This is a genomic window from Caulobacter sp. P1_B12_2 (assembly GCF_056406675.1).
Map to the genome: position 1 here is coordinate 1 of NZ_JBFTZS010000203.1, position 7,933 is coordinate 7,933.

General features: G+C 67.5%; 11 protein-coding genes. 4 read left to right on the forward strand and 7 right to left on the reverse strand.

Annotated features, from left to right (window positions below; all coding sequences use genetic code 11):
* Window positions 1-71 precede the first annotated feature (71 nt).
* Window positions 72-926, reverse strand: a complete 855-nt coding sequence (locus tag AC1DZ6_RS13840; protein WP_477097743.1) for an FkbM family methyltransferase — start codon at window positions 924-926, stop codon at window positions 72-74.
* A 167-nt stretch (window positions 927-1,093) separates the two neighbouring features.
* On the opposite strand from AC1DZ6_RS13840, the gene AC1DZ6_RS13845 reads away from it, so the two are divergent.
* Window positions 1,094-1,495, forward strand: coding sequence for a YccF domain-containing protein (locus AC1DZ6_RS13845; RefSeq protein ID WP_477097744.1), 402 nt, complete (start codon window positions 1,094-1,096; stop codon window positions 1,493-1,495).
* Here AC1DZ6_RS13845 and AC1DZ6_RS13850 read toward each other — a convergent pair.
* The 4 genes from AC1DZ6_RS13850 to fumC all read right to left on the reverse strand — a co-directional run bounded on the left by AC1DZ6_RS13850 (window position 1,492) and on the right by fumC (window position 4,009).
* Complete coding sequence (locus AC1DZ6_RS13850) at window positions 1,492-1,890, reverse strand: CcdB family protein (RefSeq protein ID WP_477097753.1); 399 nt, start codon at window positions 1,888-1,890, stop codon at window positions 1,492-1,494. The genes AC1DZ6_RS13845 and AC1DZ6_RS13850 overlap by 4 nt on opposite strands.
* On the reverse strand, window positions 1,800-2,042 hold the full coding sequence (locus AC1DZ6_RS13855; protein WP_477097745.1) for a type II toxin-antitoxin system CcdA family antitoxin: 243 nt from the start codon (window positions 2,040-2,042) through the stop codon (window positions 1,800-1,802). Before AC1DZ6_RS13855 ends, AC1DZ6_RS13850 begins: the two co-directional genes overlap by 91 nt.
* A 65-nt stretch (window positions 2,043-2,107) precedes the next feature.
* Window positions 2,108-2,554, reverse strand: coding sequence for a GNAT family N-acetyltransferase (locus AC1DZ6_RS13860; RefSeq protein ID WP_477097746.1), 447 nt, complete (start codon window positions 2,552-2,554; stop codon window positions 2,108-2,110).
* A gap of 63 nt (window positions 2,555-2,617) precedes the next feature.
* Window positions 2,618-4,009: a class II fumarate hydratase gene (gene fumC, locus AC1DZ6_RS13865; protein ID WP_477097747.1), complete on the reverse strand. Its 1,392-nt coding sequence runs from the start codon at window positions 4,007-4,009 to the stop codon at window positions 2,618-2,620.
* Window positions 4,010-4,135: 126 nt separating this feature from the next.
* Between fumC and AC1DZ6_RS13870 the strand changes: the two genes are divergently transcribed.
* The 3 genes from AC1DZ6_RS13870 (at window position 4,136) to AC1DZ6_RS13880 (ending at window position 5,589) form a co-directional block, all read left to right on the forward strand.
* Entirely contained in the window at window positions 4,136-4,675 is a 540-nt protein-coding gene (locus AC1DZ6_RS13870) for a DUF1697 domain-containing protein (protein ID WP_477097748.1), read from the forward strand.
* A gap of 189 nt (window positions 4,676-4,864) precedes the next feature.
* Window positions 4,865-5,188 carry a YbjQ family protein gene (locus AC1DZ6_RS13875; protein WP_477097749.1) on the forward strand — a complete coding sequence of 108 codons (324 nt, stop codon included), beginning with the start codon at window positions 4,865-4,867 and terminating at the stop codon, window positions 5,186-5,188.
* Window positions 5,189-5,190: 2 nt separating this feature from the next.
* On the forward strand, window positions 5,191-5,589 hold the full coding sequence (locus tag AC1DZ6_RS13880) for a RusA family crossover junction endodeoxyribonuclease (RefSeq protein WP_477097750.1): 399 nt from the start codon (window positions 5,191-5,193) through the stop codon (window positions 5,587-5,589).
* On the opposite strand, the gene AC1DZ6_RS13885 is transcribed toward AC1DZ6_RS13880, so the two are convergent.
* A complete protein-coding gene (locus AC1DZ6_RS13885; protein ID WP_477097751.1) occupies window positions 5,551-5,940 on the reverse strand; it encodes a hypothetical protein in 390 nt (129 codons plus the stop codon). The two genes, AC1DZ6_RS13880 and AC1DZ6_RS13885, sit on opposite strands and share 39 nt — an antisense overlap.
* Window positions 5,941-6,046: 106 nt before the next feature.
* The coding region (locus tag AC1DZ6_RS13890; protein ID WP_477097752.1) for a serine hydrolase domain-containing protein at window positions 6,047-7,933 on the reverse strand (1,887 nt) is incomplete at its 5' end.

A 7,933-nucleotide genomic window follows, 5' to 3' on the forward strand; every position in this document is an offset into this window, starting at 1 on the left:
GAGCTTTGTTGCTCCTGAATTCCTCATCCCGAGGTGTGAGGCGAAGGCGAGCCTCGAAGGACGCAGGGCTTCTAGCCCTTCGCCTTCAGGCACAGGTCCAGGTGGGTGCCGTTGTCGTCCTCGACGTGGCGCTTCCAGGCCGCGTCGATATTGGCGATCACCTCGGCCGCGCTGGCGCCCTTGACCGCCTCGCGCCTCTTCTTGCGGTGCAGGATCTCGACGCCGTAGCCCAGGTCCAGGAAGAAGCTCAGCAGGGCCGAACCCTCGGCGCGCGAGGTTTCGGCCTGGAAGGCGGGCGAGTATTCCAGGAAGGTGATCGGCTTCTGGTCGGCCATGAAGGCCTTGGCGCCCATGAAGGCGCGATATTCCATGCCCTCGATGTCGATCTTCATGACGTCGACCTTGCCGAGCTCGCCGCGCAGCAGATCGATCGGCACGACCGGGGCGAAGTCGTAGTCGCTCAGGTCGTCCGGCGCGGCCTGGCCCGCCGGCTCCAGCTGGTGGTTGTTGTGCATGGTTTGGCGGCGCAGGAAGGCGGTCTCCAGCTTGTCGGACACGCCCACCAGGATCAGGCGGATGTTGTCGACGGCGTTGGTCTTGGCGCTTTCCAGGATCACCCGGCCGTTGCCGGGGCTCATCTCGATGGCGATCACCCGGCCGATCGGCCCGACCTTCTTGGCGGCTGGCAGGGCGAAGGCGCCCCAGCTGGCCCCGACGTCCAGCACGGTCATGCCGGGCTTCAGGGTCTGCAGGAAATAGTCCAGCACCCAGGGCTCATAGTCCTTACCGTCCAGCAGCTGCTTGGTGATCACCCAGTGGTCGGGCATGCGGAAGGTGCAGCCGCGGAACTTCACCGAGGTGGGGACGGGGGCGGCGCCGACCGGCAGCGAGATCGCCTGGTGCTTCTTCTTGCGGAACAGACCCATCACGACCTCATGAGCGCGGCGCCTGGAATCGACTGCTGCGGCTTTTGTTTCTGGACCGTCACATAGCGCTAGCTTGTGGCAAGGTCACGTCCGCCGGTCGAGAAAGGTGACGCTCGACACCGATCGCGATTCGTCGCACGCCTAGGCCGCGCTTTTCGGAGACCACCATGATCCGCCTGCTGCTCAACATCCTTTGGTTCATCTGCGGCGGCTTCATCTCGGGCTGCCTGTGGTTGCTGGGCGGCGCGCTGTTGGCCCTCACCATCGTGGGCCTGCCCTATGCGGGCGCGGCCTGGCGCATCGCCGGCTTCGCCTTCTGGCCCTTCGGCAAGGAGATTGCGCCGCGCGAGCTGGTGACCGGCCAGGGCGACCTGGGCACGGGCAACCTCGGCTGCGTGCTCAACGTGATCTGGTTCCTGCTGGGCGGCTGGTACATCGCCCTGTCGCACCTGATCGCCGCCGCCGCCGAGGCCGTGACGATCATCGGCATCCCGTTCGCGATCAAGGACCTGCAACTGGCCATCGTCGCCATCGCGCCGATCGGCCGGACGGTCGTGGACCGGCGCTAGAAGCCGGTGAACAGGCGGTCGACGGCGCGACGGATGTCGTCTTCGTAGGTCTGGGCGGAGCCAGCACGCCGTCGGAGATCGCGCTGGCGAATGGCTGTCATGCCGGTGATGCTGACAAGGAGCATCGCGTCGCCATGCTCGACTTGAATCTCGAAGGCGTTCAGCGGCGTGCTACGGCCCACAAGAACGGGCGCCACGATGACCTCTGTCAGATCACCCAGCAAATGTGAGGACAGCACTACTACGAATGGGACGGCGCCACGCATCGGCGCTGCCGGATTTTCGTAGGATCGTATTGCCGCACCTACCAGGTCCGAAAGTGATCCGAGAGCAATCCATGCTCTTCGATGAAGGCGTTGTGCTCCTTGATCGCCTCGGCGTTCTCTTCCGCCCAGCGCCGTGCGCGTTCCTCGGCGCCGGCGGGATCGACCTTCTGAAGATGCAGCCGTAGCTGGGTCCCGCTCATGCCTGCAATGGAGATCCCCAGCCGCTTGGCCTGAGCCAGCAGTTCCGGATCGATGCCGATGTCGCGTTCGACCTTGCCCATGGGCGAAGGCTAACACGGGGCCCGCCCGCCTGACAGGCGCGGAAACAGACGTTTCTAGCTCGCATCTAGCTCGCGCTCCGCCGTAGCACGTGGGTCCAAGGCCCTGAACTGTCTGGCGAAAAGCCCTGCGCCTCCCAGAACGGTCCGGCTGCGGAGGAGGCGGCGGCGTTRCAGGTCAGGAGGTCGACCTGGTCAAGGGCTTCCTGCGCCAGGGCGGAAGCAAGGGTGCGCGCCACGCCCTGTCGGCGGAAGGCTGGGCGGACGTAGAAGCGGCGCACGCGGCGGGCGGGCTCGGCGGCGGCCGGTTCGACCGAGAGGCCGCCGATCCCCGCCAGCGCTCCGGCCAGCAGCGCGCCGAGCAGGGCCTCGCCCTCGCCGTCGAAGCGCTGGTCGCCGCTGGTCCATCCCTGAGCCAGCAGCGCCATGTTGCGGACGCCCTCGCTCGCCGCGTCGGCGAGGAGGGCGTCGAAGCCGTCCGGCAAATCGTCGATGATCCGGATCAGCTGGATCAAAGGGCACTCCTAGTTGGCGCGCATTCTGATCGCCGAACYGGCTTCCACTTCGGCGGAATGCGCTTAGCCCGGCGAGATCATGTTCTCGGGGCGGACATACTGGTCGAACTCTTCGTTGGTCAGGTAGCCGCCGCCGACGGCTTCCTCGCGCAGGGTGGTGCCGTTCTTGTGCGCGGTCTTGGCGATCTTGGCGCAGGCGTCGTAGCCCAGCTTGCCGTTCAGGGCCGTGACCAGCATCAGGCTGTTCTCGACGCCCTTCTGGATGTTGTCGATCCGCGGCTCGATGCCCACCACGCAGTTGTCGGTGAAACTGATCGCCGCGTCCGAGATCAGGCGCACCGACTGCAGGAAGTTGTAAGCCATCACCGGGTTGAAGACGTTCAGCTCGAAATGGCCCTGGCTGCCGGCGAAGGTGACGGCGGCGTGGTTGCCGAACACCTGGACGCAGACCTGGGTGAGGGCCTCGCACTGGGTCGGGTTGACCTTGCCCGGCATGATCGAAGAGCCCGGCTCGTTTTCCGGCAGGGACAGCTCGCCCAGGCCGGCGCGCGGGCCGCTGCCCAGGAAGCGGATGTCGTTGGCGATCTTGAACAGGCTGGCGGCGACGGTGTTGATCGCGCCGTGGCTGAAGACCATGGCGTCATGGGCGGCCAGGGCCTCGAACTTGTTCGGGGCGGTGACGAAGGGCAGGCCGGTGATGGCGGCGATCTGGGCGGCCACCTTCTCGGCGAAGCCGATCGGGGCGTTCAGGCCGGTGCCGACGGCGGTGCCGCCCTGGGCCAGCTCCATCAGCTTGGGCAGGGTGAGCTCAATACGCTCGATGCCGTTGGCGATCTGCTGGGCGTAGCCGCCGAATTCCTGGCCCAGGGTCAGGGGCGTGGCGTCCTGGGTGTGGGTGCGGCCGATCTTGATGATCTTGGCCCAGGCGTCGGATTTGGCCTTCAGGGCCGTATGCAAGTGCTTCAGGGCCGGCAGCAGGTCATGGACGATCTGCTCGGCGCAGGCCACGTGCATCGCCGTCGGATAGGTGTCGTTCGACGACTGGCTCATATTGACGTGGTCGTTGGGGTGGACGGGCTTCTTGCTGCCCATCTCGCCGCCCAGCATCTGGATCGCGCGGTTCGAGATCACCTCGTTGGCGTTCATGTTCGACTGGGTGCCCGAGCCGGTCTGCCAGACCACCAGCGGGAAGTGTTCGTTCAGCTTGCCTTCGATGACTTCGTTGGCCGCGGCGACGATGGTCTCGGCGATCTTCGGATCCAGCTTGCCGAGCGAGAGATTGGCCTCGGCGGCGGCGCGCTTGACGATCCCGAGGGCGCGAACGATCGGCAGGGGCTGCTTCTCCCAGCCGATCTTGAAGTTGCCGAGCGAGCGCTGGGCCTGGGCGCCCCAGTACTTGTCGTTCTCGACGGCGATCGGGCCGAAGGTGTCGGTCTCGTTGCGCGTGGCGGTCATGCGGCGGGTCTCCGAAAATCTGTCGAGCGGGGTCTATCCCCAAGCCGGGCCTAGGGCAACGTTCCCGGCTTGCGAACAGGCGCGCCGGGCCTTACGCCTCGAAATCTCGCGGAACAGGAGTCTTCCATGAGCCCTCACATCGCCCTGCTGCGGGCCGTCAATGTCGGCGGCCGCAAGGTGCTGAAGGACGACCTGCTGGGCCTGGCCAAGGACCTGGGCTTCGATGACGCCAAGACCCTGCTGGCCAGCGGCAATCTCGTGCTGTGGGGCAAGAGCGGTTCGGACGCCGACATCGAGAAGCGCCTGGAGGACGGGCTGGAAAAACGCATGGGCCTGCGCACCGACTTCATGGTCCGCTCGGCGGGCGAGCTGAAGGCGATCATCGAAGGCAACCCGTTCCCGGACCTGGTCGAGGCCCGGCCTAGCCATCTCGTCGTCAACTTCCTCAAGCATCCGATCCCGGCTGGCGACATCGACGTGCTGCGCGCGGCCATCACCGGCCGCGAACGGGTCGAGGGCGGCGACAAGGCGCTCTATGTCGATTTCATCGACGGCATCGGCGAGTCGATGCTGGACCGCGACTGGAAGAAGACCAAGAAGGCCCCTGTCGGGACGGCGCGCAACTGGAACACCGTGCTGAAGCTGGCGGCGATGGTGGGTTTGTAAGGGACGCGAGCGCTCGCTGTTGGCGTCGCGCGCCCCGTCAACCACGGTTGTCATCCCGGATTTGCGGCCCTTCGGACGTTGTCCGGGATAACAGACGGGGTGGGTTCGATTGAGTTTGAGCTCGGACACGCTGTTGCATGGCGGCAAGGCGGCGGCTTCGTTATACGGGGGCCAGCTCAGGAGAAGTCCATGCTCGTCGCCACCACCAACGATCTGCCCGGCTATCGCATCGTCGCCCATCTGGGCCTGGTGCGCGGCGTCACCGTCCGCTCGCGCAGCGTGATCGGCAATCTCGGCGGCTCGATCCAGTCGATCTTCGGCGGCAAGCTGTCGATCTACGTCAACCTGGCCGAGGCGGCCCGCCAGGAAGCCTACGACCTGCTGGTGGCCCATGCCGCCGAGATGGGCGCCAACGCCATCATCGCCATGCGCTACGACGCCAACGAGATCATGGAAGGCATCACCGAGGTGCTGGCCTACGGCACCGCCGTGAAGGTCGAGCCGACCGCCTGACCATGCCATTGCCTGGGGATGACGGCTGGACGCATCACGGCAAGGTCCGGGCCCGGGAGGACGGCGGCGAGCTGACCCTGGTGGTCGACGGCCTGACCACTCAGGCCAAGTACTACAAGCCGCTGATCTACGAGTTCTTCCGCAAGGTCTGGCGCGGCTCGCGGCCGGCCTGGGGCGAGTTCTCGGTCGAGATCGGCATGGAGTTCGTCGGCGAGCCGCCGTGGATGGACCTGGACAACCTGGCCAAGGCCCTGCTGGACGCCATCAAGGGCTACGCCTTCCACGACGACGCTCAGGTCGCCCGGCTGCTGGTCGAGCGCCGCCCGGCCGAACGCGAGCGGATCGTCATCGTGGTGCGGAAGCTAGACTCGCGCTTTCTGCGGGGCACGCTCGAAGACTGACGAGCCCACCGCGACCAACAGCACCAGCATGAAGGCGCCGTAGCGACCCAGGCTGGCCGGATCGTCGGACATCAGCCTCTGGAAGTGGGCCAGCACCAGGTCGGCGCCGGCCAGGATCGGCAGGCCGAACGCCATGGCCGGAAACAGTCGCCGGCTGCGCGGGATGCGCCGCAGACGTGCCGCGCACTGGAAGACGAAGGCCGCCGCCGCCGCCGCCGCGAAGGCGTTCAGGGCGTAGAACCAGAAGGCCTGCTCCAGCAGTCCGCCGCCGTAGGCCGCGTAGAACAGCGTCGTGGCCAGCCAGACCAGCAGGCCGGCGATGGTGAAAATGGCGACGTCCTGTTTTGACACGATCGGCTCCCCCCGAGGCTTTCCCGGAAGGGGCGGTGCATGGGACGTGCCGGTCTTTACTTAAATCCGCTCATCCCGGCATTCGCCGGGATGAGCGGGATTTGGGTTAAGCGTTCCAGAACTCCAGGAAGCCCCACGCCGCCAGCAGCAGGGCGAAGCTCAGGAAGATCAGGGTCGTGCAGGTGAAGGCCAGCTTGCGCAGCGAGGTCCAGCTGTCGACCCGCCGGCCGCCGCGCCATACGACCGGCAGCATGGCCAGGGTGGCGATGGTCAGCAGGGTGGCGACGAAGGCGCAGGCCGAGGCGCTGAGCAGCCAGCCGCTGGGCCAGCCATAGACCACGCCGGCCACGTCGTCGGCGCCGCTGGCGAAGATTCCGACGCCGATCAGGGCGATCAGCCAGAGGATGGCCTGGATGGTCTGCAGCAGGCTGGCGCGGGCCTGGGTCGGGGTCTGGCGCGCCTCGCGGCGGTCGCGGGTCGCCACGCCGATCAGGGTGGCCAGGGCCGCCAGGGCGCTGAGCACGGCGAAGGTCGTCAGCAGGCCCGGCTGATGCGGGAAGCCCACACGCTCGAACGCCGCAACGCCCATGGGCGAGAAGAACCGCACCACCTTGCCGTCCTCGCGCTGGAACACCAGCAGGCCCGCGCCGATGACCGGGGCGAAGGTGTCGGGCTGGTTGGTCGCGGCCCATTGGCTGGACTTGCCGTCGATCGTCAGGGTCAGGCGGCCGTCGGGCGCGGCGCGGACGGTCGCCTCGCCGATCAGGCGGTCGATGAAGCCTTCCAGCCCGCCATAGGCGCGACGGGTGGTCAGGAACTGGCCCTCATAGGCCCGCGCCTCGTCATGGCTGATCTGGCTGGCGACGGGCACTTCGGGGCGCGGGGCGTAGAAGCGCTCGATGATGATCGAGGGCAGGCTGGCGGGCAGATCGGCGCCGGTGTCGGTGTTGACGGCCACGAACACGCCCAGGCCCAGCTCGGGGACCATGACCATGTTGGAGTGGAACCACAGGGTCGCGCCGGCGTGGCCGAAGCCGCGGCGACCGCCGGGCAGGGGGATGTCCATGAAGCCGGCGTTCCAGCCCGGGGCGCTCTCGGCGGGGCGGTACATCGGCGTGCGGAACATGGCGCTGGTCTTGGGCGAGAAGATCGTCTTGCCGTCGATCGTCCCGCCGTTCAGCAGCAGGGTCATGTAGCGGGCCATGTCGCCCGCCGTGCTGGAGGCCGAGCCGGCGGGAGCGATGTGACCGACGAACTCGGGCGTCTCGGTCTGGAAGCCCAGCGGGGTCCAGCGGAAGCCGTCCGACAGGTCGGCCGCCAGGGCCGGCGCCATCGGAGCCGGCAGGCCATCCCGCCACGGACGGTTTTCGCGGAACGTGGTGTGGGTCAGGCCGGCGGGCAGGATCACCTGGTCGGCGACCACCTTCTCGAACGGCTGGCCGGTCACATTGGCCAGGGCCGCGCCGGCCAGGCCGGCGCCGTAGTTGGAATAGGCCGGCAGCAGGCCCGGCTCGCGCACGCGGTTGGGGCGCTCCTGGCGCAGGTACAGCTCCAGCGGACGCTCGCGGCGCGGGTCGCGTTCGAACAGCTGGCCCAGGGCCCGGTCCTCGAACCCGGCGGTGTGGGTCATCAGGTCGCGCAGCCGCACCGGCGTCTTCTTGCCCTGGTCCTTCAGTTGCAGCTTCTCGGGCAGGTAGATGTTGATCGGGGTGTCCAGGCGCATGCGCCCGGCCTCGACCTCGTTCATCAGGGCGATCCAGGTGAAGGTCTTGGAGATCGAGCCCACGCGGAACAGGGTCTTGTCGGGATCGACCTTGCGGCCGTCCTTCAGGCTGGCGACGCCGTAGCCCTTTTTCAGCACCACCTGGCCGTTCTGGACGACGGCGATGGTCACGCCGGCGATGTGGTCGCGGGCCATGCGGTCGCGCACGACGCCGTCGACATAGGCCTCGAGGTCGGCGACGGGCAGGGGCGCGGCCGGGCTGGCCAGCAC

Bases quoted from the DNA above. Each gene is read 5' to 3' on its own strand.
- AC1DZ6_RS13840 (WP_477097743.1), bottom strand. From the start codon at position 926: ATGGGTCTGTTCCGCAAGAAGAAGCACCAGGCGATCTCGCTGCCGGTC.
- AC1DZ6_RS13845 (WP_477097744.1), top strand. From the start codon at position 1,094: ATGATCCGCCTGCTGCTCAACATCCTTTGGTTCATCTGCGGCGGCTTC.
- AC1DZ6_RS13855 (WP_477097745.1), bottom strand. From the start codon at position 2,042: ATGGGCAAGGTCGAACGCGACATCGGCATCGATCCGGAACTGCTGGCT.
- fumC (WP_477097747.1), bottom strand. From the start codon at position 4,009: ATGACCGCCACGCGCAACGAGACCGACACCTTCGGCCCGATCGCCGTC.
- AC1DZ6_RS13870 (WP_477097748.1), top strand. From the start codon at position 4,136: ATGAGCCCTCACATCGCCCTGCTGCGGGCCGTCAATGTCGGCGGCCGC.
- AC1DZ6_RS13875 (WP_477097749.1), top strand. From the start codon at position 4,865: ATGCTCGTCGCCACCACCAACGATCTGCCCGGCTATCGCATCGTCGCC.
- AC1DZ6_RS13880 (WP_477097750.1), top strand. From the start codon at position 5,191: ATGCCATTGCCTGGGGATGACGGCTGGACGCATCACGGCAAGGTCCGG.